Source organism: Xanthomonas arboricola pv. populi (assembly GCF_002939945.1).
GTDB classification, from domain to species: Bacteria; Pseudomonadota; Gammaproteobacteria; order Xanthomonadales; family Xanthomonadaceae; genus Xanthomonas; species Xanthomonas arboricola_A.
Genome location: NZ_MDEB01000001.1, coordinates 450,288 through 475,197, shown reverse-complemented (window position 1 = coordinate 475,197; position 24,910 = coordinate 450,288). Strand labels below are relative to the sequence as shown.

26 protein-coding genes are annotated in these 24,910 nt (G+C 66.9%); 9 read left to right on the top strand and 17 right to left on the bottom strand.

Going from position 1 to position 24,910, the window contains the following annotated elements; genetic code table 11:
* The first annotated feature begins 37 nt into the window (after nucleotides 1–37).
* The 7 genes from XaplCFBP3123_RS02310 (at nucleotide 38) to XaplCFBP3123_RS02280 (ending at nucleotide 5,373) form a co-directional block, all read left to right on the top strand.
* Nucleotides 38–1,246, top strand: a complete 1,209-nt coding sequence (locus XaplCFBP3123_RS02310; protein WP_104532634.1) for an MFS transporter — start codon at nucleotides 38–40, stop codon at nucleotides 1,244–1,246.
* A gap of 86 nt (nucleotides 1,247–1,332) precedes the next feature.
* Nucleotides 1,333–1,509, top strand: a complete 177-nt coding sequence (locus XaplCFBP3123_RS02305) for a hypothetical protein (protein WP_104532633.1) — start codon at nucleotides 1,333–1,335, stop codon at nucleotides 1,507–1,509.
* Between the two features lie 219 nt (nucleotides 1,510–1,728).
* Nucleotides 1,729–2,184, top strand: coding sequence for a PA2169 family four-helix-bundle protein (locus XaplCFBP3123_RS02300; RefSeq protein WP_016903501.1), 456 nt, complete (start codon nucleotides 1,729–1,731; stop codon nucleotides 2,182–2,184).
* 254 nt (nucleotides 2,185–2,438) lie between these two features.
* Nucleotides 2,439–3,041: an RNA 2',3'-cyclic phosphodiesterase gene (gene thpR, locus XaplCFBP3123_RS02295; protein ID WP_104532632.1), complete on the top strand. Its 603-nt coding sequence runs from the start codon at nucleotides 2,439–2,441 to the stop codon at nucleotides 3,039–3,041.
* 35 nt (nucleotides 3,042–3,076) lie between these two features.
* Nucleotides 3,077–3,685, top strand: coding sequence for an HD domain-containing protein (locus XaplCFBP3123_RS02290; protein WP_104532631.1), 609 nt, complete (start codon nucleotides 3,077–3,079; stop codon nucleotides 3,683–3,685).
* 62 nt (nucleotides 3,686–3,747) lie between these two features.
* On the top strand, nucleotides 3,748–3,930 hold the full coding sequence (locus XaplCFBP3123_RS02285; protein WP_104532630.1) for an oxidoreductase-like domain-containing protein: 183 nt from the start codon (nucleotides 3,748–3,750) through the stop codon (nucleotides 3,928–3,930).
* Between the two features lie 69 nt (nucleotides 3,931–3,999).
* The gene (locus XaplCFBP3123_RS02280) at nucleotides 4,000–5,373 is read left to right on the top strand and encodes a virulence factor (RefSeq protein ID WP_104532629.1); all 1,374 of its coding nucleotides are present in this window, start codon (nucleotides 4,000–4,002) and stop codon (nucleotides 5,371–5,373) included.
* A 256-nt stretch (nucleotides 5,374–5,629) separates the two neighbouring features.
* On the opposite strand, the gene mprF is transcribed toward XaplCFBP3123_RS02280, so the two are convergent.
* Nucleotides 5,630–8,194 carry a bifunctional lysylphosphatidylglycerol flippase/synthetase MprF gene (mprF, locus tag XaplCFBP3123_RS02275; protein WP_104532628.1) on the bottom strand — a complete coding sequence of 855 codons (2,565 nt, stop codon included), beginning with the start codon at nucleotides 8,192–8,194 and terminating at the stop codon, nucleotides 5,630–5,632.
* A 261-nt stretch (nucleotides 8,195–8,455) separates the two neighbouring features.
* Between mprF and XaplCFBP3123_RS02270 the strand changes: the two genes are divergently transcribed.
* Nucleotides 8,456–9,163 carry a DUF998 domain-containing protein gene (locus tag XaplCFBP3123_RS02270; protein WP_104532627.1) on the top strand — a complete coding sequence of 236 codons (708 nt, stop codon included), beginning with the start codon at nucleotides 8,456–8,458 and terminating at the stop codon, nucleotides 9,161–9,163.
* A gap of 10 nt (nucleotides 9,164–9,173) precedes the next feature.
* Nucleotides 9,174–9,521, top strand: coding sequence for a RidA family protein (locus tag XaplCFBP3123_RS02265; protein WP_104532626.1), 348 nt, complete (start codon nucleotides 9,174–9,176; stop codon nucleotides 9,519–9,521).
* Between the two features lie 239 nt (nucleotides 9,522–9,760).
* Here XaplCFBP3123_RS02265 and XaplCFBP3123_RS02260 read toward each other — a convergent pair whose 3' ends face one another.
* From XaplCFBP3123_RS02260 to gloA2, 16 genes are all read right to left on the bottom strand, one after another.
* Nucleotides 9,761–10,831 (bottom strand): SAM-dependent methyltransferase, encoded by a 1,071-nt coding sequence (locus tag XaplCFBP3123_RS02260; RefSeq protein WP_104532625.1) that lies wholly within the window; start codon nucleotides 10,829–10,831, stop codon nucleotides 9,761–9,763.
* A gap of 17 nt (nucleotides 10,832–10,848) precedes the next feature.
* On the bottom strand, nucleotides 10,849–11,631 hold the full coding sequence (locus XaplCFBP3123_RS02255) for a DUF1295 domain-containing protein (RefSeq protein WP_104532624.1): 783 nt from the start codon (nucleotides 11,629–11,631) through the stop codon (nucleotides 10,849–10,851).
* On the bottom strand, nucleotides 11,628–12,173 hold the full coding sequence (locus XaplCFBP3123_RS02250; RefSeq protein ID WP_104532623.1) for a DUF2878 domain-containing protein: 546 nt from the start codon (nucleotides 12,171–12,173) through the stop codon (nucleotides 11,628–11,630). The genes XaplCFBP3123_RS02255 and XaplCFBP3123_RS02250 overlap by 4 nt, the downstream gene beginning before the upstream one ends.
* Nucleotides 12,170–13,465 (bottom strand): SAM-dependent methyltransferase, encoded by a 1,296-nt coding sequence (locus tag XaplCFBP3123_RS02245; protein WP_104532622.1) that lies wholly within the window; start codon nucleotides 13,463–13,465, stop codon nucleotides 12,170–12,172. Before XaplCFBP3123_RS02245 ends, XaplCFBP3123_RS02250 begins: the two co-directional genes overlap by 4 nt.
* Entirely contained in the window at nucleotides 13,462–14,373 is a 912-nt protein-coding gene (locus XaplCFBP3123_RS02240) for a DUF1365 domain-containing protein (protein ID WP_172453054.1), read from the bottom strand. Before XaplCFBP3123_RS02240 ends, XaplCFBP3123_RS02245 begins: the two co-directional genes overlap by 4 nt.
* Nucleotides 14,373–15,623 carry an NAD(P)/FAD-dependent oxidoreductase gene (locus XaplCFBP3123_RS02235; protein ID WP_104532620.1) on the bottom strand — a complete coding sequence of 417 codons (1,251 nt, stop codon included), beginning with the start codon at nucleotides 15,621–15,623 and terminating at the stop codon, nucleotides 14,373–14,375. Before XaplCFBP3123_RS02235 ends, XaplCFBP3123_RS02240 begins: the two co-directional genes overlap by 1 nt.
* Nucleotides 15,620–16,618: an acyl-CoA desaturase gene (locus XaplCFBP3123_RS02230; protein WP_104532619.1), complete on the bottom strand. Its 999-nt coding sequence runs from the start codon at nucleotides 16,616–16,618 to the stop codon at nucleotides 15,620–15,622. The genes XaplCFBP3123_RS02235 and XaplCFBP3123_RS02230 overlap by 4 nt, the downstream gene beginning before the upstream one ends.
* A 226-nt stretch (nucleotides 16,619–16,844) precedes the next feature.
* On the bottom strand, nucleotides 16,845–17,684 hold the full coding sequence (locus XaplCFBP3123_RS02225) for an anti-sigma factor (protein WP_172453053.1): 840 nt from the start codon (nucleotides 17,682–17,684) through the stop codon (nucleotides 16,845–16,847).
* Entirely contained in the window at nucleotides 17,681–18,244 is a 564-nt protein-coding gene (locus XaplCFBP3123_RS02220; protein WP_104532617.1) for a sigma-70 family RNA polymerase sigma factor, read from the bottom strand. The genes XaplCFBP3123_RS02225 and XaplCFBP3123_RS02220 overlap by 4 nt, the downstream gene beginning before the upstream one ends.
* A gap of 58 nt (nucleotides 18,245–18,302) precedes the next feature.
* A complete protein-coding gene (locus XaplCFBP3123_RS02215; protein ID WP_024940530.1) occupies nucleotides 18,303–18,671 on the bottom strand; it encodes a DUF4345 family protein in 369 nt (122 codons plus the stop codon).
* Between the two features lie 85 nt (nucleotides 18,672–18,756).
* A complete protein-coding gene (locus XaplCFBP3123_RS02210) occupies nucleotides 18,757–19,545 on the bottom strand; it encodes a hypothetical protein (RefSeq protein ID WP_104532616.1) in 789 nt (262 codons plus the stop codon).
* 382 nt (nucleotides 19,546–19,927) lie between these two features.
* Nucleotides 19,928–20,359, bottom strand: coding sequence for an Rnf electron transport complex subunit RnfB (gene rnfB, locus XaplCFBP3123_RS02205; protein ID WP_104532615.1), 432 nt, complete (start codon nucleotides 20,357–20,359; stop codon nucleotides 19,928–19,930).
* A 1-nt stretch (nucleotide 20,360) separates the two neighbouring features.
* Nucleotides 20,361–20,951, bottom strand: a complete 591-nt coding sequence (locus tag XaplCFBP3123_RS02200) for an HAD family hydrolase (RefSeq protein ID WP_104532614.1) — start codon at nucleotides 20,949–20,951, stop codon at nucleotides 20,361–20,363.
* A 323-nt stretch (nucleotides 20,952–21,274) separates the two neighbouring features.
* Complete coding sequence (gene metG / locus XaplCFBP3123_RS02195) at nucleotides 21,275–23,359, bottom strand: methionine--tRNA ligase (protein ID WP_104532613.1); 2,085 nt, start codon at nucleotides 23,357–23,359, stop codon at nucleotides 21,275–21,277.
* A gap of 287 nt (nucleotides 23,360–23,646) precedes the next feature.
* Nucleotides 23,647–24,096 carry a DUF2147 domain-containing protein gene (locus tag XaplCFBP3123_RS02190; RefSeq protein ID WP_104532612.1) on the bottom strand — a complete coding sequence of 150 codons (450 nt, stop codon included), beginning with the start codon at nucleotides 24,094–24,096 and terminating at the stop codon, nucleotides 23,647–23,649.
* A gap of 248 nt (nucleotides 24,097–24,344) precedes the next feature.
* On the bottom strand, nucleotides 24,345–24,734 hold the full coding sequence (gloA2, locus tag XaplCFBP3123_RS02185) for an SMU1112c/YaeR family gloxylase I-like metalloprotein (RefSeq protein WP_104532611.1): 390 nt from the start codon (nucleotides 24,732–24,734) through the stop codon (nucleotides 24,345–24,347).
* Nucleotides 24,735–24,910 lie beyond the last annotated feature (176 nt).

Here is a 24,910-nt window from a genome sequence, read left to right as displayed (position 1 = left end):
CACAATAATAAGCCGCCCCGTCATCCTGGAGTCGGGCATGTCCGATACCGATCTTTCGACGCCGCGCGTGTCCCGGCGCGATTACGTACTGATCCTGTTTGCGTTGGCGATGGGCGGCTTTGCGATCGGCATCAGCGAATTCTCCACCATGGGCCTGATGACCCAGATCGCGCAGGGCCTGCAGATCAGCGAGCCGCAGGTCGGCCACGTGATCAGCGCCTATGCGCTGGGTGTGGTGGTCGGTGCGCCACTGCTGGCGATTGTTGGCGCGCGCTGGCCGCGGCGTACCTTGTTGCTGCTGTTGATGGTGTTCTACGCGCTGGGCAATCTCGCCAGTGCGTTGGCGCCGAGCTATCACACGATGTTGCTGTGCCGCTTCATCGCCGGCTTGCCGCATGGTGCGTACTTCGGCGTTGCTTCATTGGTGGCCGCATCGATCAGCCCGCCCAACCAACGCGCCACTGCGGTGGGCCGGGTGTTGCTGGGCCTGAGCATCGCCTTGCTGGTGGGCAATCCATTGGCGACCTGGCTGGGCCAGATCGTAAGCTGGCGGTGGGCGTACGCGGCGGTGTCGGTGCTTGCGCTGTGCACGGTGGCCGCGGTGGCGGCGCGCTTGCCGCCGGCGCCGGACGAGCCGCGTCAACAGCCGCTACGTGAGCTGCGCGCGTTCAATCAGCCGCAGGTGTGGCTGGCCCTGGCGATCGGCGCGGTGGGTTTTTCGGGCATGTTCTGCGTCTTCAGTTATCTGGCGCCCACCCTGACCGCGGTGACCGGCGTGGAGCCGGCGCGGATCCCGCTGGCGATGGTGGCGTTCGGTGTCGGCGGCGTGCTCGGCAGCCTGCTGGGCGGCTGGCTGTTCGACCGCATGCAGTTCCGCGCGGTGCCGGTGCTGCTGGTGTGGTCGGTGGTGGTGATGCTGACCTTTCCGTTGGCCGCGCAGTCGAGCCTGTGGGTGTTCGTGTCCATCGTGGCGGTCGGCACCATGGGCGCATTGGCGCCTGCACTGCAGACGCGTCTGATGGATGTGGCCGCAGAGGCGCAGACCCTGGCAGCCGCGTCCAATCACGCCGCGTTCAATACCGCCAATGCGCTCGGCCCGTGGCTGGGCGGCATGGCGATCTCGGCCGGGTGGGGCTGGACCTCGACCGGCTACGTGGGTGCGGCCACCGCGCTGGGCGGCTTGCTGGTGTACGCGCTGGCGGTCTGGCAGGAGCGCCGCCAGCGTGCGTCGTTGGCGAGCTGCTGAGGCACTGCCGGGCCTCAACATCCACGTCCAACTCACGACCACGCATCGAGACTGCCTGCGTCACTGCAAGCGGACCGTACCGCGCCATGACCGACTTCTCACCACCGCCGTGGAAGCGCCCGAAACCCGAGGGTAAATCCGCATCCACGCCGCTGACCGCAAGCCAGAAAGCCGCTGCCAAGCAGCGCGCCGAGGAGGCCGGTCGGCCGTATCCCAACCTGGTCGACACGATGTGGGCGAGCCGGCAGCCGAAGTCGGTTTGACCTGATCTTGGCATCGATGAATCGCCATTCATTGCCTGCATGATCGCGTGAGGACGATCACCACATCACTCACATGTCGGTTATGGGTGTCACGCCAAGCTACGGCCGTACACAACGCCAAGGCATGCAATCAACTCATCGATTGCCACATCCACGAAGGCCAGCGCAAACGCATCTGCAACCTGCGCAGCGCTGGTCCATCGCAACCAGGAGCGACACATGAGCATTCAGAGCAAGACCGAGCATAGCCTCAACGACCTCATCGCCATTTCCCGTGACGGCAAGGACTTCTACGAAGAAGCGGCCGCCAAGGTGGGTGATGCGGAACTTGCAACGCTGTTCCGCCGCATTGCCGGCGTGAAGTCCGACATCGTCAGCAATCTGAGCAGTGTGGTTGCGTCGGTCGGCGGCAAGCCGGAAACCAGCGGCACCATGGTCGGCAGCATGCAGCAGTTCTACGGCAAGGTCCGCGCAACGCTGGGCGATACAAAGTACGGCTACGTTGCCGAGCTGGAAGAGTCCGAAGATCGCCTGCTGAAGGCATTCGACGAAACCATCGCCGACCAGGATACGCCGGCTGCCGCACGCGATGCCGCATTGCGCCTGCTGCCGGAAGTGCGCGCATGTCATGACGTGATGCGTAACCGCAAGCATGCGATGAAGAGCGCCGCGTAAGCTGCGTGCGTGACCCAAGTGCATCCAGGTGATGCAGCTTGCGGAGTAAAACCGATAAAGGCGGAAACGGGTAGCGCAAGCTGCCCGTTTCTTTGTGTGTCGCATGTGGTCAATGGCGCGCGATTTTTGTTCCACGCACCGCCCGTTCCACGTTGTCGCGTCGATGTTGAATGCGTGTCACGCACGCGCCCGGTCTGCTAGTATCCGCCGCCCTTCTTCCGGCAGGTCCGCGTGCGCGGTCGTGGAATCAGCCCATGCAACAGCAGTTCCTGTACCTGTCCTCGGCCGAGGCGCAGTTGTCGCTTGGCCTCGGTGAGGAGAAGACCACCGAGCGCCTGTTCTTTGCGGTCATGGCCGATGCGTCGACCGCCCAACGCGCCGCAGCGATCGCCGATGGGCTGTTGCATGATGGTCAGGTCGATGGCAAGCCGCTGGCGCGCGAACGCTTGCATGTGACCCTGCATCATCTGGGCGATTACGCGGGCGGTTTGCCGCCTTCGCTGGTGAGCCGCGCCAGTCAGGCGGCCGAGCGCGTGGTACTGGATACGTTCGAGGTGGAGTTCGATCGGGTCGGCACCTTCGGTGGACGGCGCTCGCAGCTGCCATGCGTGTTGCGTGGCGAAGACAAGGTGCGCGGGCTGTACGAATTACAGGGCGCGCTGGGCCGGCAGCTGGCGCATGCGGGCATCGCTGGCGATGCGCAGTACACGCCGCATATGACGCTGCTGTATTGCAATCAGTCGTTGCCGCAACGGCGCTGCGATGCGCTTGCCTGGACGGTGCGCGAGTTCGCGCTGGTGCGCAGCTTCCTGGGTCAGTCGCGTTACCAGATCGAAGGGCGGTGGTCGCTGCGCTGATGTGCAGGCAGATGCGTACGCGGTAGCCTGCGTGCATGGATGCCACCACCACACCACTGCCATTGCAGCCAGAGCACCTGGTCGCGCTCGAACAGGCCTATGCCACGCCGCCGCGCGCCTATCACCACTTCGGCCATGTGCGTGCGCTGCTGCAGCACTACGCCGAGGTCGCCGCCGGGCCGGGTTGGCAGCAGCCGGCCGAGGTCTGGCTGGCGGTGCTGTTTCACGATGCGGTGTATCAGCCCGGGCGCAGCGACAACGAGGCGGAATCGGCCAAGTGGGCGGCGGCCTGCATCCCACGCTGGTGGCCGCAGGCGTCGGTGGATCTGCAGCGCGTGCAGCGCCTGATTCTGCTGACCGCACGCCACGGACAACTGCAGCCACCGGACGTGGATGCCGACGCTGCGTTGTTCCTGGATTGCGACATGGCGATCCTGGCCGCACCGGCAGCGGTGTTCGATGCCTATGACGAGGGCATCGCCGCCGAATACCGTGGGCATGTCCCCAGCCTGGTGTTCCGGCTCAACCGCAGGCGGTTTCTGGCCGGCTTGCTCGAGCGCCCACGCATCTTTCTGAGCGACTACTTCCATGCGCGCTGCGACGCTGCGGCGCGGGCCAATCTGCGGCGGCGGCTGGGGCGCTGATCCGGCACGCTGCGCGATGCGGTTCATCCAGGCGCAGTCATGGCGCACGCTACAATGCGCGCATGCACGACCGCGCAGCTTCCGATCACGATCCGCGCCCGCAGCCGCCCGAGCCGCCTGCGCCCAACGAGTGCTGCGAAAGCGGTTGCCCGTTGTGTGTGCATGATCTGTACGCGGAGGACCTGACGCGCTACCGGCAGGCCTTGGCCGCCTGGGACGCGCGTCAGCGAGCACATGCGCGATAAGCGAAGCGCTGCGCTTCGCGTGGTCGCCTGGAACGATTATCTTTGAACCACTTTTCCCGATGGTGCGACATGCGACGACTTGAGATCTGGAGCGCGCTCTGCGGCGCGGCGGTGTTGACGCTATCGGGCATGGCGGCTGCGCAGACCACGCAGCCAGTGAGCCACGGCCGCTTCGAGCAGGTGCCGGTGCTGATGCCCAAGGGCGAGCCGCAGCGCGTGGTGATCTGGCTGACCGGCACCGGCAACAACGTCAAGCGCCAGACCCAAGCGGAAAGCCTGCGTGCCGATGGCGCGATGGTAGCGATGGTGGATACCGCGCATCTTTATGCGGTGCTGCGCAAGGCCGGAGGTACCTGCACGTTTTCAGTCGGCGATGTGGAGAATTTCTCGCGCTATGTGCAGGCCTTCTACCACATCCCCACTTATCGCCTGCCGCTGCTGGTCGGCGACGGCGAGGGGGCTGCGCTGGCCTATGCGATCGGGGCGCAAGCCAAGCCGCATGTGCTGGCCGGCGTGCTGACCGATGGGCTGTGTCCGGCGACGGTGTCCGACCAGGCGATCTGCCAGCCGGGTGTGCGCCCGGGCAGCAACACGCTGCTGCCGGTGCCGTTGCAGATTCCCTGGGTGCTTGCCGGCAGCCAGGACAAGCGTTGCCAGGCCGCGGCCGAAGACGGCTTCCTCAAGCAGGTGCCGCAGGCGCGCACGTTCATGCGTTCGGCGCAGGGCGACATCCTGCCGGGCCTGCGCGCCGCGGCACGCTCGCTGGGCGAGCAGAAGGGCGTGGCCTTGCCGCCACCGCCGGGAGGGCTGGAAGATCTGCCGGTGGTGGAAGTGCCGGCCAAGCCGGACGGCGACAGCGACGACGACACCTTCGTGATCTTCGTCTCCGGCGATGGCGGCTGGGCGGGTCTGGACGAAGAGGTGGCCGATGCATTGGCCGCGCAAGGCATCCCGGTAGTCGGCCTGGATTCGCTGCGTTATTTCTGGACCGAGCGCACACCGCAGGGTTTCGCCACCGATCTGGATCGCATCGCGCGTTTCTATGCGCAGCGCTGGCAACGTCAGCGGGTCGTGCTGATCGGCTTCTCGCAGGGCGCGGACGTGTTGCCGGCCGCGATCAACAAACTGCCGGCGCAGACCAAGCAGAACCTGCGCATGACCGCGCTATTGTCGGTGGGCAAGCTGGCCGATTACGAATTTCACGTCAGCAACTGGCTGGGCTCGGATGACGAGGGCCTGCCGATCGCACCGGAAGTACAGCGATTGCCCGCCGGCACCACCGTGTGCATCTACGGCCAGGACGACCAGGACGCGCTCTGCCCGAGCCTGCCGGCGCAGGCCGCCAAGCGGGTCGCGCTGCCGGGCGATCACCACTTCAAGGGCGATTACGCGACCCTGGCCAAGGTGATCATGGAGCAGCTGCACGCGCTGTCGAAGCCGTAAGCGAGCCGGCATGTTTGACCATGCGTCAGCCGACTCCCGGTCGACGCATGGTCAGCAACCCAGTCGTCGTTTTCTTGGTTCGGCCGCCGAATGCAACCGGTGGTGCTTGCGCGCGTGCCGGCGTGGGACCTTGAGCGGCATGGATGCCGCGCCAGAGCTTACATGGACGTACTTGCGGCGTGTCCCACGCCGGTACGCGTGCAAGCGCCCGCAGCAGACCGAAGCACTCGTAGAAAACCGCAGGCCCGCGTTAGTTTTACTCCTGCCGGCCCGGATCCACCGAGATCAATCGGGTGACATCCAGCAACGCCGCCGGCAGATGCATGCCGCCGGGCGCGACCAGATAGCGCGGGCGCCAGGTCGGGGCGAACTTCGACTTGAAGCGGCGCAGGCCGCTGAAGCCATAGAAGCGCTCGCCGTGACGTGCGACCAGGCTGGCGAAGCGATTCCAGCGGCCGGCCAGGCGATGCTCGGCCAGGCCCGACAGCGGCGCCATGCCCAGCGAGAAGCGCGTGTAGCCGTTGGCTTGCCCCCACAGGAACAGCTCGATGAACAGGAAATCCATCGTGCCCTTGGGGGCCTGCGCGCTGTGCCGCATCAGGTCCACCGACAGCTCGCCGCCGGCCGGCGCCCACCACACATTGGCGAAGGCCACGATCTGGCCTTCCGCCTCGGCCACCGCCACCGGGAAGCGGCGCAGATAGTCCGCATCGAAGCTGCCCAGCGAGAAGCCTTTTTCTTCGCCGGACTTTTCTTCCAGCCATTGCTCGGACACCTCGGACAGACGCGGCAATACCGCATCCACCTGTTCGGGCTGCAGCATGCGGAAGGTCAGGCCGCCGCGCTTGCCGCGGTTCCAGGCCTGGCGCAGATCGGCGCGGTCGCGGCCTTCCAGGGTGAAGCCTTCCAGCGGCACGATCGCCTCTTCGCCCAGCTTGACCAGGGTCAGGCCCATGTCGAGGTAGGTCTGCCAGTATTTTTCGCCGACCTGGTAGAACACCGGACGCAGGCCCATATGGTCGGCCTCTTCGCGGAAGCGCCAGATCAGTGCACGTGCGACCTCGGACGGACCGACCGGGTCGCCCATCGAGATCAGCGAGCCGCCGTAACGCTGCATCATCACAAACCCACGGCCCTGCTCATCGAGCAGGAAGGCCTTGTCGCCGGTCAGGGCGAGGCAGGCCTGGGTGTCGGTACTGCTGGCCAGGATCGGCGCCAGCGTCTGCAGGGTCTGCGCATCGGCCGCCTGCATCGGGCGGCGGCCACCACGGAGCAGGCGTGCCATGCCGAACACGATCACGCCCACGCACAGGATCAGCGCCGCGCGCAGCGCACGCGGCGCGTTGGCCGAGGTGGCGAATTCCCACCACAGGTCATTGCTGTATTCGACATGGCTGTAGACGAAGAACAGCAGCCAGAACGTGGCCACCAGCACCAGGCCGAGGTTGCTCAGCCAGCGCCACGACCAGGCTTCGTCCAGCAGCGCGCCCTGGCGGTAGAACTCGCGGCGTGCCGCCCACAGCGCCACCGCAGCCAGCGCCGCCGACAACGACACCGAGATATGGCTGCCGCGCAACAGCGACAGCGGCGGCAGCAGGATGCACACGCCCAGCGCCAGCACCCAGGCCGCATGGCTGCGGCGTTGCAGGCCCTGGCCGATCAGCAGCAGCAGCATTCCGCCCAGGCTGACCAGCAGATGCGAGGTCTCGATCAGCGGCAGCGGCGCCACTTCCTGGCGCGCGCGGGGCGTGGGCAAGGTGCCGTCGATGACCAGTGCCGCACCCACCGCAAACACCGCCAACGCCAGGATCTGCGGCAACCACGGGCGCAAGGCCTTCCACACCGTACGTGCGGTGCTGGCGCTGGCACGCACCGGTGCGCCCATGCTGGAGGCCGCCGCCATCGCCACCGAGATCAGCAGCGGCACGATGTAGTAGGTGACCCGGTAGGCCAGCGCGGCGGCCAGTACCGCGGCGGGGGTGACATGCGGCAGCAGCTTCAGCAGGCTCCACTCGAACACGCCCAGCCCGGCCGGCACCGTGGAGATCAGCCCGGCCACGACCGCCACCAGCCAGATCCCGATGAAACCGAAGTAGCCGGTGCCCGGGTCCGGCGGCAGCAGCACGTAGAACGCGGCGGCGGCCAGGCCCAGCTCGACCACGCTCAGCGCGGTCACGCCCAGCACCGTGGTGCGGTCGGGCAGCCAGAAGCGATGACTCTGGATCCCGAATTCGCGGCCCTGTCTGCCAACCAGCACCAGCATCGCAACGTAGCCGACCAGCAAGGCGATGCCGGCGATGCGGATGCCTTGCGCGGTGATCGGCAATGCACGCGCAGCCGCCTCCGGTTCCAGCATCAGCGCCAGGCCAAGCAACACCCAGGCGCCGAAGATGAAGCCCAGCGTGCTCATCAGCACCACCTGGCCGATCTCGGCCAGGGTCAGCCCGACGCTGCCATAGCCGCGCAGGCGGACCGCGCCGCCGGTGAGTGCGGCAAAGCCCAGCGTCTGCCCCACCGCATGCGCCATGAAGGCGGTGATGCCCACGCGCGCCGGATGCAGCCGCTTGCCGGTGCGCTTGAGCCCGACCCAGTCAAAGCCCACCAGGCAGGCGTAGCTGCTCAAGCCCAGCAACAGGGTGAGCGCGATCTGGCCGGCACCCAGGGCACGGAAGGCCTGGCGGATCTGCCGATAGCCATGGTCGGTGAATTGCCCCGACAGCGCGTGCAGCGCCATTGCCAGGATTGCCAGGCTGATGATCACCGGCAAGGCGCGGCGCCACCCGCTGGCCGGCGCTTGGGAAGACACGGAGGTATCCGTCATGAGGGAAACGGGATCTGCTGGAGGGGAAGAAGGGCACATGCACGGTGTGTGCCGCGCGGGCGGTTGGTCTGCATGGGCCGGTCGGTGTCAAGGTACATGCAGGGTGATCGCGTGGATGCCGAATGAGGTGAACGCAGGGTTCGGTCGCGCCGACAGGTGTCGGCTCAGGACGGCCGCGCGCATCATAGGGCATCGCCGCGCCCACGTGCCGCAGGCGACCGACGTGGACACGATGACCGTTGCACCACAGACAGGCAATTGATGGACGATCGACACCACAACGGCACCGTGATGCCACCCGGCCAGTCATGCCCGCCACGCTGGGCCGGGCAGGTCGGCGCGGCCGCCGCCTGCATGGGCCTGGCCTTCATCGCCTTGATCCTGCTGCTGCAATGGCTGCGCGGCGATCTGGACTGGATCGACGCACAATTGAGCGCGTATCTGCACGGCGCCTACGGCCTGCTGCTGCGCACGGCCTATTGCGTTCTGGCTGCCGCGATGGCGTGGATGGCGCTGGGCCTGCATGCGGCACTTGCACCGGCCGCGCGCAGCCGCACGGTGGTGGCGCTGTTCTGGGCGGCGGCGATGGGCCTGAGCATGGTGTCGATCGGCGATAGCTGGATGCCGGAGCTGGCGCCCGACGCGGCCATGCTGGTGCATCTGCTATCGGCCGACATGACCTTTCTGTGCGTGATCGCGGCGGTATTGCTGCAGTCCTGGTACTTCCGCCGCGATCGGCTGTGGCGAGGCTACTTCACCACCGCGTTCGGCCTGGGGCTGGGCGCATTTGCGGTGTTGCTGTTCCACGTCACGGTCACCAGCGCGCCGCTGGGCATCAGCCAGAAGAGCGCCATCGTGTTGATCGTGGCCTGGATGGTGCGGGTGGGGACGTGGTTGGCGCAGCACGTGCGCGCCGGGGCTGCACGTTTGCCGCATTCGCGGGACAATGCCCGGGTCAATCAACCGTAGGAAGTCTGAAATGCTGCAGCGATTCGATGCGGGTCCGCGGATGTCGGAAATGACCGTCCATGGCGGCGTGTGCTACCTGGCCGGCCAGGTTGCCGAAGACACCAGCGAAGACATCACCGGGCAGACCCGTCAGGTGCTGGGCGAAATCGACAAGCTGCTCGCGCAGGCGGCCAGCGACAAGACCAAGATCCTGCGTGCGGAAATCTTCCTGGCCGACATCGCCGATTTCGACGGCATGAACAAGGCCTGGGACGAATGGGTGCCGCATGGCTTCACCCCCGCGCGCGCCACGGTCGAAGCCAGACTGGCGCGGCCGGAATGGAAGGTGGAAATCGTGATCACCGCTGCGGCGAGCTGATCGCAGGGCGGCGCGCGGGTCGCGGGTCGATCGCGCGCCCCGGAGCGGTGTCATCTGCGCGCATGCGCTCCGAGGTGCATCGCGGCGTTGTCGGAAGACAGTGGCGAAGAACTGATCGCACGTTGGCTGGGCAGGATTGCCAACGCGTTGGTCGACGCGCCCGCACGCGTGGAACGCCGACATGTCGCGCTCCACGCGTGCTGTTCGCATCGTCGTTTCGACGCGCGCACGTGCCGCGATCAGCGTTTGACGAAGCGGTAATGCGCCACGCCCCATTCGCGGCCCTGGTCGTAACCGAACAGCTCCGCGCAGGCCAGCCAGAACATCCGCCAGCGCTGCCACCAGCGCTGCGCATCGTCGCCATAGGTCTGTTTCAGTAGCGGCATGATCTGCTCGCGGTGGCGGTCCTGGTTTTCCAGCCAGGCGTTGGCAGTTTTTTCGTAATGCTCGCCCGACAGCACCCAGCGCTGTTCGATGACCACGTCCTGCTGAAAATGCAGCAAGGTATCGGCCGCCGGCATCAGCCCGCCGGTGAAGAAATGCCGTCCCATCCAGTTGTCTTCGCCGGCCACTTCGAACGGATAGGCCAGATCGCGGTGACAGAAGATGTGCACGAACAGCTTGCCGCCCGGCGCCAGCCAGCTGCCGACGCGCGCCAGCAGTTCGCGGTAATTGCGCATGTGCTCGAACATCTCCACCGACACCACGCGGTCGAAATTGCCCGGCGGCAGCGCCAGCGCGTTGACGTCGGCGGTGATGACCTGCACGTTGCCCAAGCCACGCACGCGGCATTGCTCCATGATGTGCGCGCGCTGCGGCCGCGAGTTGGACACCGCGGTGATGGTGGCGCCGGGATAGCGCTCGGCCATCCACAAGGTCAGCGAGCCCCAACCGCAGCCCAGCTCCAGGATGCGTTGGCCGTCGGCCAGTTCGGCGCGCTCACCGTACAGCGCCAGCATGCGTTCTTCGGCCGCATCCAGATCCGGCGTGGTGGCGTCCCAGTAACAGCTGCTGTACTTGAGCCGGCGGCCCAGGCACAGGGTGAAGAATTGCGGCGGCAATTCGTAGTGCTGGCGATTGGCGGCATCGGTTTCGATGGCAATGGCGCTGGCACGCAGGCTGTCGATGAAGGCGCGTTGGCGTTCGCCGCTGGCATCGGCACCGCCGGTGCGCTCATCGCGCAGGCGCTGTGCGCACAGCCGGCGGATGCCGTGACGCAATGCGGCGTCGGGTAGCACGCCGGATTCGGCCAGCCGGGTGACCAAGGATTCTTGGGGCAGCGAGGAGGGCGGAACGGTGACGGTGGACATACGACTCTCCAGGCGACTCAGGACGAAGGGGGAAGCGGAAAAAACGCGCTGGTGCTGCGCTGGTACTGCGCGTAATCCTCACCACGCGAGCGCAGCGCCTGCTGCTCGGTGTAGGGAATGCCGGTGAAGCGATACAGGAACACGAACATCACCACCGGCCCCAGCGCAGCCAGGGCAAGCGGCCACGGCCCGGCACCGACGGCCAGCGCCAGATAGGCGAACCAGTGCACGAACTCGAAGAAGTAATTGGGATGGCGCGAATACCGCCACAACCCGCTGCGACAGGTGATGCCGCGATTGGCCGGGTTGGCCTTGTGCGCAGACAGTTGCCGGTCGGCCAGGGCTTCGCCACCGACCGCGATCAACCACACCGCGATCGCCAGCATGCTCCACACGCTCCAGGCCGGATTCGGGTTGCTGGCAGCAGCCAGAAACGGCACACAAAACAGCACCACGACCACCGCCTGCGCCAGGAAAAAGCCCAGGAATTTGCGTTGGTCGCCCTTCCAGTGCTCGCGCAAGGCGCGATAACGGCCATCTTCGTGCGGGTCGCCAAACACACGCACGCCCAGATGCAACGCCAGGCGCGCACCCCACACGCCACCGAGCGCGGCGACCAGCACGCGCGGCAGCAGCGCGCCGTCGGACATCCACGCGCAATACGGCGCAGCGATGGCCAGACACGCAGCCCACAGCACATCGACCGGGCCGGCATTGCCGCTGCGGCGTTGCCACAGCCAGCCGATCGCCATCACCACGCTCGCGAACACGCCCACATGCAGCAGCGGCCAGGCATTCATTGCAGCTCTCCCCTCAGGTATTCAGGCGATGGTCGCGCCAGGCGGCGTGCATACAGCGACAACACGCCGCAGGCCAGGCCCCAACCAAGGCCGACCGCGACCACCGCATGCAGCTGTGGCGGCTGGAATTCCACCGCCTGCCAGCTGCGTTGCGCCAACCAGTACGAAAACGGTCCGAAGATCGCGCCGAGCAGCGCCGCCAGCCACGGCCGCCGCATCACCGAAGCCAGCGAATGGTTGAGCGTGAGCGCAAAGCCCAGCCACAACGCCAGGATCCAGGCCGGCGCCAGCAACGTGCCCGGCCACGGCGCGGCGTAACGCACCCAACCGCCCGCGGCCAGCGTGGTGTCCAGCAGCAAGCCCAGTGACAGCGCGGCGACCAGCAACTGCAGATCGCCCGGCGCACGCCGCGACGGCCATAGCTGATACAGCGCGAACAACCCCAGCACCAGCAGGGTCGGCCAGATGCGCGCCTGCGCGGCCGCGCTGACTGCCACCAGCCACAGCACCTGCAGGCCCAGATAGTTGCCGAGCTGCTTCATGCGTCAACGGAAAGGCCGGGCACGAACTGCGGCGGACGTGCGCCCGGCTTGCTCAGCCACAGATGCACATCGCCGATCGATCGCTCCAGGAAACCGGCTTCGCAATAGGCCAGATAGAACTCCCACATGCGGATGAAGCGCTCGTCATAGCCGAGCGCGCGCACCTGCGGCAGCTGCGCCATGAAGCGCTGCCGCCAGGCGCGCAGCGTCAACGCATAGCTCGGCCCGATGTCTTCCAGGTTGAACAGGCGCAGGTCGCTGGCGCGCGCGATCGCGCCGGTCATCGCCGCCACCGACGGAATGAAGCTGCCGGGGAAGATGTGCCGCTTGATGAAGTCCACCGAGCGCAAGGCCTGCGCGTAGCGATGGTCTTCGATGGTGATGGCCTGGATCAGCGCCTCGCCATCGTCGGCCAGCAGGCTGCCGACCTTGGCGAAATAGGTGTCCAGATACTGATGGCCGATCGCCTCGATCATCTCGATCGACACCACCCGATCGTAGCGGCCGTCCAGATCGCGATAGTCGCGCAACAACACGGTGACCCGGTCGCTGAGGCCGGCCGCGGCGATGCGTTGGGTCGCCAGTTCGAACTGCTCGCGCGAGATGGTGGTGGTGGTGACGCGACAGCCGTGCGCGCGTGCGGCGTGCAGCGCGAAGCCGCCCCAGCCGGTGCCGATTTCCACCACATGGTGCTGCGGGCCGAGCCGCAGTTTCTGGCAGATGCGTTCGAGCTTGCGCGTGGCTGCGCGCTCCAGTGCCGCTTCGGCCTGGGCTTCTTCGCCGTCGACGAAGATCGCCGAGGAGTACATCAGGTTCTCGTCGAGAAACAGGCGGAACAACGGGTTGCCCAGATCGTAGTGCGCGGCGATGTTGCGCCGGCTGCCGCTGCGGGTATTGCGCGCGAATGCATGCAGGCTGCGCATCGCCCAGCCGCCCAGGCGCGCGGTGCCGGTCTCCATCGCATCCAGGCGGTCGCGATTGCGCAGCAGCAGGCGCATCAACGCGACCAGATCGTCGCATTGCCACTGCCCATCCATGTACGACTCGCCGGCACCGACGCTGCCGTTGAGCGCGGCCTGGCGATAGAACCCGGGGTCGATGACGCGCAACTGCATCTGCAGCGCATCCGCGCCACTGGCGTTGCCGAGGGTGGTGACGCCATCGGCTTCGTGCAGCTGCAATTGTCCATCGCGCAGCTCGCCGAGCGTGGCCAGCAGGCGCTTGCGCAACAGGCGGTCCGTCCAGGAAGCCGCGCGCGGCGCAGCGGTGTCAGGCAGGGACGTGGCGTTCATCGGGGTTCTCGCACAGGCGGATGAGGGTGATCGTGGACCGGGTTGCCGCGCAGCCACAGGCGCAGGGCCTGCCAGTGGATGGCCAGCACCACCTGCACGGTCATCAAGGGATAGGCCAGCAGCGTGCGCGCCAGGGTGTGCGCGTTGAGCGGCCGGCGCTGCAGGACCAGGGTGGCATCGAAGCGGCGTGCGCCGCGGTCGCTGCCTGCGCCATCAGCGTCAGCCTCAGGGCTGCCGTCCGGCGTGTCGTCGCCGAACGCATCCAGCACCTCCATGTGCACGCGCAACTGGGCATCCGGCACGCTGAAACGCCAGTCGTATTGGTGCTGCATGCCCATGAAGGGCGAAACATGGAAGCGCTTGTCGAAGCGCCACGCATGCACATGGCGATGCGTGCGCGCCTGCGCGACCGGCAGCACGTAGGTGTGGCGCTGCTGCCAGGGGGTATTGGTGATTTCCGCAACGATCCAGCGCAGGCCACCGTGGCGATCGAAGCAGTAGTAGAAGCTGACCGGATTGAAGACGTGGCCGAAGTAACGCAAATGCGTGAGCAGGCGGATCGCGCCATCGGGGCGTTCGCCGGTATGGGTCTGCACGCAATCGCGCACGGCCTGGTCCAGCGGAATATCCGGGTCGCCGAGATAATCGCTGCGCCGGAACTGCGCCAGATTGGCGCGCCCCACCGACCACAGCCAGCGTTGCGCGAAGACCCGATCCAGCTCGGACAGATCCAGATACATCAGGAACAGCCGGTAGCGAAATTCCAGCGCTCCGGGCGCAAACCGACGGTGGCGCACCCAGCCGGTGTAGATCGCGCTGCGCACCGTGCCGGCCACGCTGCCGGCGCCGCTGCCCTCGCCGGGAGGCAGCGCTACCGCATCGGGGCCGGCTCCGCGCAGCAGCCGCATCACCATTCGACTCCCAGGCCGTTGGCCACATCCACGCCGCTGCGCAGGCCGTCTTCGTGGAAGCCGAAGCCCCATGCCGCACCGGCAAACCAGGTGTGCTGCACGCCCTGGATCTCGGCCTTGCGCGTCTGCGCCGCGAGGGCAGCGGCGTTCTGCACCGGGTGGCGGTAGCGCATGCGCCGCAGCACCTTGTCCGGGGTGATGTCGTGGTCGCGATTGAGGCTGACGATGAACGGCTGCGGCGCATCGATCGACTGCAGGGCGTTCATCCAGTAGCTCACCGTGCAGGGCGCCTGCGGGTCGGCCGGTACATGCGCATTCCACGCCGCCCAGGCGCGGCGGTCGCGCGGCAGCACGCTGGCGTCGGTGTGCAGGACGGTATCGTTGTCCTGGTAGGCGATGCCGCCCAGGATCTGCTGCTCGGCCGCTGTGGCGTCGCTGAGCAAGGCCAGCGCATCGTCGGCATGGCAGGCCAGCACCACGTCGTCGAAGTGCTCCTCGCCACGCAGGGAACTGAGCACCACGCCGTTGGGCGAGCGCCGGATCGCATGCACCGGGGTGGACAGGCGTTCGAGCACCTGCCAGCGCCGACGCAGCGCGTGCACGTAGCTGCTGGATCCGCCACGCACCACCTGCCACTGCGGGCGCCCGCTGAGTTGCAGCATGTGGTGATTGGCCATGAAGCCGATCAGCTGGCCCATCGGGAATTCGAGGATGCGCTGCGAGGGCGATGACCACAACGCCGAGGCCATCGGCACCAGATGCTGGTCGCGAAACGCGGCCGAATACCCATGCCGCTGCAGATACGCGCCCAGGGTACTGAAGCGTTCCTGGTTGTGCAGCACCGCCGGTGCCTGGCGATAGAAGCGGCGCAGGTCGGCCAGCATGCCCCAGAAGCGCGGGCTGAGCAGATTGCTGCGCTGGCAGAACAACCCGCCCAGGCTGCCGGCGTTGTATTCGAGCCCGCTGCGCGCATCGTGCACCGAGAAGCTCATCGTGGTCGGCTGCGCGGCCACGTCCAGCTCGGCGAACATGCGCGTGAGCAGCGGATAGTGCTGCGGGTTGAACACGATGAAACCGCTGTCCACCGCATAGCGTTGGCCATCCAGCTGGATGTCGTGCGTATGCGTGTGTCCGCCCAGATAATCGGCGGCCTCGAACAAGGTGACCTCGTAGCGGCGCGACAACAGCCACGCTGCGCCCAGGCCGGCGATCCCGCTACCGACCACGGCAATCCTGCCCTCGGTCATCGGGTCACCCGCTCGCCACGTTGCGTGAGCGATTTCGGCATCGGCTTGAGGTCCCACACCAGCCCCACCCACGACATCGCGGTGAGCCCGTACCAGGTGACGTCGTACTCCCACCAGCGCAGGCCCTGGCGCGCGGAGCCGGGAAAGAAGTGATGGTTGTTGTGCCAGCCTTCGCCGAAGGTGAGCAGCGCCAGCAGCCAGTTGTTGCGGCTGTCGTCGCGCGTCTCGAAGCGCCGGCTGCCGAAGCGGTGTGCCAGCGAATTGATGGTGAAGGTGGCATGGAACAACGCCACGGTGGAGACCACAAAGCCCCACACCAGCAGCTGCGCACCGTTGGTCTTCAACGCGGGCGCGGCAACCGCCAGCCACTCGCCGAGCAGGTACAGCCCCGTTGCCAGCAGCACCGGCATCACGATGTCGAAGCGATCCAGAAAGCGCAGCTCGGCGAAGCGACGCAGGTCCGGGATGACCTCCCAGTCGGTGCGGAAGTTGCGCGGGGTCAGGAACCAGCCGGTGTGGCTCCACCAGAAGCCGTGCTGCGCCGGCGAATGCGGATCGCGGCCGGTGTCGGTGTGGCGATGATGGTTGCGATGATGCGCGGCCCACCACAGCGGCCCGCGTTGCACGCAGGTGGCGCCGATGGCCGCGAACACGAACTGCAGCACGCGCGAGGTCTTGAAGGCGCGGTGCGAGAAATAGCGGTGATAGAACCCGGTCAGCGCGAACATGCGCAGCGCGTACAGGGCCACCGCCATGCCGACTGCGAACCAGGAGGCACCGAGCCACAGCACCGCCAGGCAGGCCAGGTGCAGTGCGATGAAGGGCAGGGCACGCAGCCAGTCGATGCGGTCTGCGCGTGCTTCGTCCAGCGGCTCGTCGGTTTGCGAATCCACCCAACGGCGCAGGCTGCCGGTGCGCGCTGCGAGCCAGCCACACCGGCGGCTGTCGGCAGGCTGCGGCGGCGCGGCATGTGGGTCAAAGCCAGTACTCGGCACGCGTGGTTCTCCGTGTGTAGTCGTGACCCTTTACGGACGCAGCCGGCAAACAGATGCACCAGCGCGTTCGATCGTCGCATGCGTGCGCGCGCTTGGCGCGCCGGTGCGAACGAATCGCGCAATTGCGCACACATTGAACCGCGCCAGCCAGGGGTGACGCAGATGAGGCTGTTGCGCGCCTGACGCCGCCTGCGACGTGGTCGCAGGCGGCGTCAGGCGCGCCGGATCAGGGCGCCATTGCCAGTGTGCTGATACCGCCCTTGGCCACCACGGTACCGGTGGCAACGCCGCCCGGTGCGCCGCCCGGCTGCTCCAGCGTGACTGCCAGAATGGCCTCGTTGCTGAGCATGGGCATCAGCTGATCGGGAATCTGCGCGCGGCGTGCACGCTGGTCGTCGAAGGTACCCATCGAATGCGCCTTGCCGTCCGGCGTGATCAACCACAGTTCGGGCACCTTGTCGGCGGTCGCAGTGCGGTCCAGCGGCGTCACCGTGATGGTGTGCTTGTCGGCATCCATCAATGCGACATAGCCGGGGCGGCCGTCTTCGGTCGCCAGCGTGGAGGTCATCGCAATGCCGGTCGCCGGTGCGGTGGTGGCCGCAGGCGGCGTGACCGGTGTCTGTACCACCGGGCCGGCGCCCGGCGGTTGCACCGGTGCCGGTGGCGTGCGCAGGTTCAGCAACGCCAGCACGCACACGGCCGCAGTGGCCAGGCCGCCGGCGCTTGCCCAGCGCCAGAACCGTACGCTGTTCCACACCGCTGGCTTTGGCGTGCCTGACGGTGGCATTGCCGACGGGGCGGAGGTCACCGCGTGCAACGGCGTATCGAAGCCCAGCGTGTGGCGGATGCGTGCCCAGACCTGGCCGGGCGGCGTGACTGCGGCGATCTCTTCCAGCAACGGCGCCAGATGCTCCTGCCACTGCGTCACCGCCTGGGCGAACTGGCCGTCGGTGGCGACGCGTTGTTCGGCAGCCAGGCGCTCGTCGGCACTCAGCAGGCCCAGCACGTATTCGCCGGCAAGCACGTCGCGCGGCGGTTCCTGGTCGATGGGAAAGGGCGTGCTCATCGTTCCAGACATGCCTTGAGTTTGGCCAGGCCGCGGCGGATCCAACTCTTGACCGTGCCGATCGGTGTGTCGGTGCGCGCGGCGAGTTCTTCGTAGGTGATGCCGTCGAAGAACGCGGTGCGGATCAATTCGCTGCGCGGCGGCTCCAGCTCGGCCAGGCAATGGTCGATGCGTCGGCGCGTGCTGGCACGCTCGGTGCGCTCCAGCGGCGAGGCATCGCTGGCGCGCAATTCGCCGGCATCGTCCAGCGCCACGTTGCGGCGTTGCGGTGCATTGGCGCGCAGATGATCAATGGCCTTGTTGCGCGCGATCATCGCCAGCCAGGTGAGCCCGCGTGCACGGGTGGGATCGAACTGCCCGGCCTTGTGCCAGATCAGCGTGAACACGTCCTGCAGCACCTCTTCGGCTTCGGCGCGTTGCGGGATCATGCGCAGGCAGACGCCGAACAGTTTGGGCGAGGTCTGCCGGTACAGCGCTTCGAAGGCATGCCGGTCCCCGCCCGCGGTTGCGGTCAGCAGTCGTCCGGTTTCATCGTCGTCGTGGCCAGGGATGGCACTCATGCGGTCGGGCGTTTTTTGAGGTGGGGGCGATGCTACCGGACTGGGTGGACGCTGTCCTTCACTTGCGCTGAAACCACAGCAGCACTGCAGCGAGCAGCAGCAGGATCTCGACGCCTGCCAATGCCACCGTTGGCGCGGAGACCGGCCACAGGCGCGCCAGGGAGACGCTGCGGAACAGCACGATGGGCACGTAGAACGCGAGTGCGACCAGCAGACCGGTGCGCGGTTGATCGATCCATGCGAAGTAGCCGAACAGGAACGCCATGCCCAGCTGCAGGCCGCCATAGATGACCAGGTATTCCGATTGCCCGGCCGGCGAGAGCTGGGTGTAACCCACGGCGTTGGCGGTCTTGGCCGGCGAGAGCGTGCACCAGATCGCCAGGACGACGTAGAGCACTGCGTTGATCCAGAGGTAGGCCTTGGCCATGGCGATGGTCCTGTATGGTGAAGGGATGACCGCGCCGTTGTACGCAACCGCGTGTCGTCGAACGTGAAGATGGCAGGTGTCTGGTTCACGGGGCGCTGCAGCTCTTGGCCAGCGGCTGCTCGCGCGCCTGGCGCAGCTCATCGGCGCCGACGGCACGCGCAGCGGTGTCCGGGAACACGATGCGCACATGCGGATAGCGGCCGCGGTCGTCGCGCAGATTGCCCACGCCACGGAATTGCAGCAGACGCTTGTCGGCGATGGAATACCGCACTTCGAGCGAGGGCACTGCCGCGCCGTACCAGGCATCCAGACTCAGGCGGAAACGGCGCTCGCTGCCGGTATCGCCAATGCGCTCGACACGGAACGCCAGCTGGCGTTGCAGGCTTGGCAGCACGAAGTCCACGCGTTGCGGCGTACTGGCGAGCGCTTCCCAGTGGCTGCGCAGGTACGCATCGAAGCCGGCATCGATCACGCGCGGGACATCGTCGGCCGGCAGTGGCGTGCGCTGCTCGGCCTTGCCGGGTTCCTGCTGGAACATCTCGCGCACGCCGTCGCGTTGACGCACGCCCTGGCGATAGCCGTCGCGTCCGTCGGTCAGGCTGAAGTCGGGCGAGCTGCTGCCGCCATCGACCTGCTTGCGCGCAAACGGGCGCCCGTCCGGGCAGCGATACAGCACGACGCGCCCGCCATCGTCGAGCAGCCAGTGCGACTCGCGATAGCGCAGCGCGCCGCTGTCGCCGTCGAAGGCATCGCCATCCACACGGGTGACTGCCGCCGCACTCAGCGGCAAGCCACCCAGCACCAGCAGCAACAATGGCGGAACCGGCCGGCAGACGGTGGTGAGCGCGGCAAGGGCGGCGGCGAGTGGGCGCATCGGCGGATTCCTCGATGGGAGTGCCTACCAATACGAGCGCATCCGCAGCACGGATGCGCCGGACGCGTCAGGACGTTCCTGACCGGATGTAGGACGTGGAGGCCAGCGCCACTGATTTTGGGGAGCTGGGCGCTGCCGCGGCCCAGAACGCGGGTGCGTGCATGGGATTGCCGATGACACACGGGGCGCGAGCAGTCAGTGCGAGGGCGCAGCCGCGTGCGGAAGCCGAAGCGTGTACACGAGACCCGCCGGCTCAGGGGGCCGGCCGCGAGCACGCAAGCGTCGTGAGAGCACGGTTGGCGTGCAGACATCGTGGTGCGTGTGGCACTGCCGATTCCGGGCGTGGTGCGCCTGGCACTTGCGTCATCGTCCGGCCAGCGGTCTAGCCGCTCGCGCGCAGCGCGATGCAATCCACCGGGCAGGCCGGCAGGCACAGCTCGCAGCCGGTGCACAGCGCGGCGATCACCGTATGCATGTGCTTGGCGCCGCCGACGATGGCGTCCACCGGGCAGGCCTGGATGCACTTGGTGCAGCCGATGCAGTCGGCTTCCACGATCCAGGCCACCTGCGGCGGCGTGTGGGTGCCACGGGTGCGGTCGTATGGGCGGGCAGGACGCTGCAGAACGTGCGCCAACGCGCGGGCCCCGGCGTCGCCACCGGGCGGGCAATGATCGACATCGGCCTGGCCGTTCGCCATCGCTTGCGCATAGGGGCGACAGCCGTCGTAACCGCACTGGCCGCACTGGGTCTGCGGCAGCAGGCGGTCGAGGCGTTCGACCAGATCGGGCGCTGAGGCGGGCGTTGCGATGTGCATGTCAGTGCAGCAGGGTGCCGCGATACCAACGCTGCTGCGCCAGCGCCAGCATCGGCTTGTCCTCGCGGCTGTCGCCGTAGGCATGCACGCGCTCGTATTGCGACAGGTCGTAGCGCAGGCGGATCTGCGCGGCCTTGTGCGGACCGCAATCGCTGTCTGCATAGCGCCCGCTCAGCACGCCGGCGTGGTGTTCCAGCCGATTGCAGATCAACGACAGGTCATGCTGCGCGCACCACGGCTGCAGATACAGGTCCAGCGATGCCGACACCAGCACCACTTCATGCCCCTGCGCCTGGTGCCAGTCGATGCGCTGCATCACCTCGGCACGCAGCATACCCGGCAATGCGGTGCGTGCGAAATCGGCGCCGTGCGCGGCCACCTCGTCCAGCAAGCGATCACTGAACACGATGCGGGTGACCCGCGCGCGCAGCGCGGCAGCCGACACCAAGCCCAACCGATACCCCAGTCCCCACGGGCCGACCTGCCACTTCGCCGCCGCCAGCTGCGCAGGCGTCGCGACCTTGCGCAGGAAGCGCGCATAGCTATCGCAGGTGGTGATGGTGTGGTCGAAGTCGAACAGGGCCAGATGCATGGGGCGGGGATTGGGGAGTGGGGATTCGTTAACGGCGCGGCATCTGCATTTCCCTTCTCCCGCCGGGAGAAGGTGCCCCGCAGGGGCGGATGAGTGCACGGGCGAAGCCACATACAGTCGGAACGGTACCAGGGCTTCGCACCGTACCCGCACGCCAACCCCTCTCCCGGCGGGAAAGAGGCTCTGAAACCTTCCCTTCTCCCTTCGGGAGAAGGTGCCCCGCAGGGGCGGATGAGGGTACGGGCCAGGCACGCGTGTCAGGTCTCCCTCAACAATCAGCTTTGGCTTTTACGATTCCCGATTCCCGATTCCCCAATCCCGCTTCACCGAACAGGCATCCCCGGCTGCGCACCCGCATCGGCATCCAGCAGCGCCAGCGCGCCGCCGTCGAAGCCGGCCGACAGGATCATGCCTTCGCTGATGCCGAAACGCATCTTGCGTGGGGCCAGGTTGGCGATGAACACCACACTGCGGCCGACCAGCATTTCCGGCTCGCCGTAGCTGGCACGGATGCCCGAGAAGATCTGGCGCTTGCCCAGCTCGCCGGCATCCAGTTCGAAGCGCAGCAGCTTGTCCGAGCCTTCCACGAATTCGCACACCAGCACCTTGCCGATGCGCAGGTCGAGCTTGGCGAAATCGTCGATGCCGATGAGGCTGGGAGTGGCGGTTGGGGATTGGGGAGTCGCAACGGCCGCCGGCTTGGTCTCGGCCTTGGTCGGTGCGGGCTTGGTGGTCGCAGCGGGTGCCGCAGGTGCGGCCATGGTGTCTTTTGAAGCGTCGGTCATGGCGTCGATCAGTTTGGGGTCGATACGGGTGAACAGGGCGGTGTAGGGCTGGATCACGTGCGCAGTCAGCGGGCGCGCGACGTCGTCCCAGCTGGTCATCGGTGCCGACAGGAAGGCTTCGGCCTCGGCACAGGTGCGCGGCAGGATCGGCTTGAGTGCGGCAACCAGGATCCGGAACAGGTTCAGGCCCTGCGTGCACACCGATTGCAGTTGCGCATCGGCGCCGTCCTGTTTGGCGATCACCCACGGCTTGGTGTCGTCGATGTACTTGTTGGCCTCGTCGGCCAGCGCCATGGTCTGGCGGATCGCGCTGGCCGCATCGTTGCGCTCGTAGGCTTCGCGGATCGGCGCCAGTGCGGCGACGAAGCGGTCGTATTGCGCCGGGTCGGGCAGGGTGTCGGCCAGCGTGCCGTCGAAGCGCTTGCCGATGAAGCCGGCGCAGCGGCTGGCCAGGTTGACGAACTTGCCGACCAGATCCGCATTCACCCGCGCGATGAAATCACCCAGGTTGAGGTCCAGATCGTCCACGCCGCCGGAGGACTTGGCCGCAAAGTAGTAGCGCAGCGCCTCCGGTTCCAGGCCCACGTCCAGGAAGGTCCGCGCCATCACGAAGGTGCCGCGCGACTTGGACATCTTGGCGCCGTCCACCGTGAGGTAGCCGTTGACGTGCAGCCGGGTCGGCGCGCGATGGCCGGTGCCGTGCAGCACCGCCGGCCAGAACAGGCCGTGGAAATTGACGATGTCCTTGCCGATGAAGTGATGCAGCTCGGTCTGCGTGCCGGCGACCAGATGCGCCTCGAAATCTTCGCCCATCTGCGCGCACAGGGTCTTGAAGCTGCACAGGTAGCCGATCGGCGCGTCCAGCCACACGTAGAAATACTTGCCCGGCTGGCCGGGAATCTGGAAGCCGAAATACGGCGCATCGCGCGAGATGTCCCAGGCGCGCAGGCCGCCTTCGGTGTCCAGCCATTCCTTGAGCTTGGCCTTGACGCCGGGCAGCACCACATCGCCGGCCAGCCACTCGCGCAAAAAGCCGTCGAAATGGCCCACTTCGAAGAAAAAATGCTCCGAATCGCGCAGTTCCGGCGTGGCGCCGGAGATCACCGACTTGGGTTCTTTCAGCTCGGTCGGCGCGTAGGTGGCGCCGCAGACCTCGCAGTTGTCGCCGTACTGGTCGGCGCTGCCGCAGTTGGGGCAGATGCCCTTGATGTAGCGATCCGGCAGGAACATGCCCTTGGCCGGGTCGTAGAACTGCGCCACCGAGCGACGGCTGATGTGACCGGCGGCCTCGAGCCTGGTGTAGAAGGCCTCGGTGAGTTCGCGATTGACCGGCGAATTGGTCGAATCGTAATGATCGAAGGTCACCCCGAACGCGGCGAAATCGCGCTCATGGCTGGCCTGGATGTTGGCGATGAAGGCTTCCGGAGTGACCCCGGCCTTTTCGGCGGCAAGCATGATCGGCGTGCCATGGGTGTCGTCGGCGCAGACGAACCAGGTCTTGTCGCCGCGCAGCCGGCGCGCGCGCACCCAGATGTCGGCCTGGATATAGCCGACCAGATGGCCAAGATGCAGCGGCCCGTTGGCGTAGGGCAGGGCGGTGGTGACGAGTGCGGTGCGGGTCATGGCAGGCGTAATGCGGGGGACAGCCGATTATCGCATTAGTCGGGAATGGTGGCGGGAATCGGGAATCGGGAATCGGTCAAAGCATGGCCAGCTTGCCATGTTGCAGGTTGCGCTGGCGCGCGGCGAGTTGCATGCGTTGCAGTTGCGTTTCGCCGTCAATGCAACGCCATGGACTGTCGATGGTCGCCTGCCAGGACTCGCTGCACAGCTACGCGCAGATGGACACGCACAAAAAAGGCGCCCTCGCGGGCGCCTGCTTTTACGATTCCCGATTCCCGATTCGCGATTTACTCGCGAATCCAGGTCTGGGTGCGGCCCAGCGCTTCGATGCCGACATAGCCGCGCATCTGCAGTTTCTTGCCGCCGTCGGTCAGGGTGACCTTGGCCTTGTAGGTCTTGCCCTTGGCCGGGTCGAGCACCGAGCCGCCGCTCCACACCGCGGTGCCGTCGGGCTTGAGGCCCCACAGGATGGTCATGCCCTTGATCGGCTTGCCCTTGAGCGCGCCATCGCATTTGTCGCAGGTCGGGTTGGGCCCATGGTTGGATTGCAGGATGTCGACCACCTTGCCGCTCAGTGTGCCATTGCCGAGCTGTTCGATCTGCACCACCGACTTGGGCTTGCCGGTTTCGTCGTCGATGGTCTTCCAGCGGCCCACCGGCGAATCGGCGGCCTGGGCCAGCAGCGACGCGGCGGCCAGCGGCAGGGCCAGCATCACGGTCTTGAAGGTCTTGCGCATATGTCCCCTCCCAGGGATTGCTGTGGCCGCCGTCGGCGACCTGATCGGAATGTATACCGTGGAGTATGGTGGCGGAAAGCCACCGCGTTCAGTTTGAAGGAGGGTAATGGGATGCTGCTGCCGCCTGCTCGTTCGTGAAGCACGTCTGCCTCGCCGGGTGACGAAGCGAGAAACTGCCACTTCGCATCGGAGTTGCTCCTCGCAGGGTTCTTTCGTCGTACGGGCAGCCACTGCCAGGCAGTCTTCGCCTAGCCGGCCTCGTACAGCTCCAGCGGCAAGTCATCCGGGTCGGCGAAGAAGGTGAAGCGGCGGCCGGTGTACTCGTCGATGCGGATGTCTTCGGTGTCCACGCCGTGCGCAGTGAGATGCGCCACGGCCGCGTCCAGATCCTCGACGCGAAAGGCGAGATGGCGCAGGCCGCGTGCTTCGGGGCGGCTGGGGCGCAGCGGTGCGTCGGGAAACGAAAACAGTTCGATCTGCCCGCCATCGGGCAGTGCCAGGTCCAGCTTCCAGGAATCGCGCGCCTGCCGGTAATGCTCATCGAGCACCCGCAGGCCCAGGATGTCGCAGTAGAACCGTTTGGAGGCCGCGTAGTCGCCGGCGATGATCGCGACGTGGTGGATACCGGCGAGCTTCATGCGGCGCCTCGCAAACGCTGCGACATCGGCTGCGACGCGCAGAGGCTGTCAGCGGGCGCGGATGCGTCGCGCGCGGCGGCAGCGATGTTGCGTGGTGCGCGTGCAGGCAACACCGAATTGGCCGAACGAGACGTCTTCGCATGCGTGGGTGGTTGCAGGACGTGCGGCATGGCGAC

What these genes read in the sequence shown, in the direction of transcription:
- XaplCFBP3123_RS02310 (WP_104532634.1), top strand. Translation starts at nt 38, where the DNA reads ATGTCCGATACCGATCTTTCGACGCCGCGCGTGTCCCGGCGCGATTAC.
- XaplCFBP3123_RS02305 (WP_104532633.1), top strand. Translation starts at nt 1,333, where the DNA reads ATGACCGACTTCTCACCACCGCCGTGGAAGCGCCCGAAACCCGAGGGT.
- XaplCFBP3123_RS02300 (WP_016903501.1), top strand. Translation starts at nt 1,729, where the DNA reads ATGAGCATTCAGAGCAAGACCGAGCATAGCCTCAACGACCTCATCGCC.
- thpR (WP_104532632.1), top strand. Translation starts at nt 2,439, where the DNA reads ATGCAACAGCAGTTCCTGTACCTGTCCTCGGCCGAGGCGCAGTTGTCG.
- XaplCFBP3123_RS02290 (WP_104532631.1), top strand. Translation starts at nt 3,077, where the DNA reads ATGGATGCCACCACCACACCACTGCCATTGCAGCCAGAGCACCTGGTC.
- XaplCFBP3123_RS02285 (WP_104532630.1), top strand. Translation starts at nt 3,748, where the DNA reads ATGCACGACCGCGCAGCTTCCGATCACGATCCGCGCCCGCAGCCGCCC.
- XaplCFBP3123_RS02280 (WP_104532629.1), top strand. Translation starts at nt 4,000, where the DNA reads ATGCGACGACTTGAGATCTGGAGCGCGCTCTGCGGCGCGGCGGTGTTG.
- mprF (WP_104532628.1), bottom strand. Translation starts at nt 8,194, where the DNA reads ATGACGGATACCTCCGTGTCTTCCCAAGCGCCGGCCAGCGGGTGGCGC.
- XaplCFBP3123_RS02270 (WP_104532627.1), top strand. Translation starts at nt 8,456, where the DNA reads ATGGACGATCGACACCACAACGGCACCGTGATGCCACCCGGCCAGTCA.
- XaplCFBP3123_RS02265 (WP_104532626.1), top strand. Translation starts at nt 9,174, where the DNA reads ATGCTGCAGCGATTCGATGCGGGTCCGCGGATGTCGGAAATGACCGTC.
- XaplCFBP3123_RS02260 (WP_104532625.1), bottom strand. Translation starts at nt 10,831, where the DNA reads ATGTCCACCGTCACCGTTCCGCCCTCCTCGCTGCCCCAAGAATCCTTG.
- XaplCFBP3123_RS02255 (WP_104532624.1), bottom strand. Translation starts at nt 11,631, where the DNA reads ATGAATGCCTGGCCGCTGCTGCATGTGGGCGTGTTCGCGAGCGTGGTG.
- XaplCFBP3123_RS02250 (WP_104532623.1), bottom strand. Translation starts at nt 12,173, where the DNA reads ATGAAGCAGCTCGGCAACTATCTGGGCCTGCAGGTGCTGTGGCTGGTG.
- XaplCFBP3123_RS02245 (WP_104532622.1), bottom strand. Translation starts at nt 13,465, where the DNA reads ATGAACGCCACGTCCCTGCCTGACACCGCTGCGCCGCGCGCGGCTTCC.
- XaplCFBP3123_RS02240 (WP_172453054.1), bottom strand. Translation starts at nt 14,373, where the DNA reads ATGCGGCTGCTGCGCGGAGCCGGCCCCGATGCGGTAGCGCTGCCTCCC.
- XaplCFBP3123_RS02235 (WP_104532620.1), bottom strand. Translation starts at nt 15,623, where the DNA reads ATGACCGAGGGCAGGATTGCCGTGGTCGGTAGCGGGATCGCCGGCCTG.
- XaplCFBP3123_RS02225 (WP_172453053.1), bottom strand. Translation starts at nt 17,684, where the DNA reads ATGAGCACGCCCTTTCCCATCGACCAGGAACCGCCGCGCGACGTGCTT.
- XaplCFBP3123_RS02220 (WP_104532617.1), bottom strand. Translation starts at nt 18,244, where the DNA reads ATGAGTGCCATCCCTGGCCACGACGACGATGAAACCGGACGACTGCTG.
- XaplCFBP3123_RS02215 (WP_024940530.1), bottom strand. Translation starts at nt 18,671, where the DNA reads ATGGCCAAGGCCTACCTCTGGATCAACGCAGTGCTCTACGTCGTCCTG.
- XaplCFBP3123_RS02210 (WP_104532616.1), bottom strand. Translation starts at nt 19,545, where the DNA reads ATGCGCCCACTCGCCGCCGCCCTTGCCGCGCTCACCACCGTCTGCCGG.
- rnfB (WP_104532615.1), bottom strand. Translation starts at nt 20,359, where the DNA reads ATGCACATCGCAACGCCCGCCTCAGCGCCCGATCTGGTCGAACGCCTC.
- XaplCFBP3123_RS02200 (WP_104532614.1), bottom strand. Translation starts at nt 20,951, where the DNA reads ATGCATCTGGCCCTGTTCGACTTCGACCACACCATCACCACCTGCGAT.
- metG (WP_104532613.1), bottom strand. Translation starts at nt 23,359, where the DNA reads ATGACCCGCACCGCACTCGTCACCACCGCCCTGCCCTACGCCAACGGG.
- XaplCFBP3123_RS02190 (WP_104532612.1), bottom strand. Translation starts at nt 24,096, where the DNA reads ATGCGCAAGACCTTCAAGACCGTGATGCTGGCCCTGCCGCTGGCCGCC.
- gloA2 (WP_104532611.1), bottom strand. Translation starts at nt 24,734, where the DNA reads ATGAAGCTCGCCGGTATCCACCACGTCGCGATCATCGCCGGCGACTAC.